At 61.6% G+C, this 404-nt stretch carries 1 pseudogene; it reads right to left on the bottom strand.

The window, feature by feature from the left end:
- Positions 1–354 (bottom strand): annotated as a pseudogene (locus tag VSR34_RS38850) (glycosyl hydrolase); the annotation flags it as partial.
- Positions 355–404 lie beyond the last annotated feature (50 nt).

Here is a 404-nt window from a genome sequence, read left to right as displayed (position 1 = left end):
GATGAAGCCGATGTCGTGCGTGTTAGGGTCCTGCGCTCGCTGCGCGACGAGGCGCATGCGCTCGCGGGCCCACGAGAGGTATTTGTCCTCGCCGGTGTGCAAATACGACGTCAGCAGAAGTCCGACCCAGAACCCGCAAAACCAGTTGCCGTGGCTCCAGGCTGAACCGCTGTAGCCTGCGGACAGCGACGCCGGAAGCAGCACCCACTTTCCATCGGGCGCCGTGATCTGAGGGAATTCGACGCCGAGCGTCGGCTCGTCCTCTGCAACTTTGGCCGCCATGCGGTCGAGGATACCGGTGAAGAGGGCGGACCGTTCAGAGGACAACCCTTGATCTTGGTACGAAGCATTCACGCCTTTTCTCTCCTGATTGCTTTCACGTTTCCCGAGTGACGGGGACACGC

The sequence above is a fragment of the Paraburkholderia sp. JHI2823 genome, assembly GCF_038900695.1.
Taxonomy (GTDB): Bacteria; Pseudomonadota; Gammaproteobacteria; order Burkholderiales; family Burkholderiaceae; genus Paraburkholderia; species Paraburkholderia mimosarum.
The sequence above is the reverse complement of the archived record's forward strand: the minus strand, read 5'-3'. Positions and strand labels throughout refer to the sequence as shown.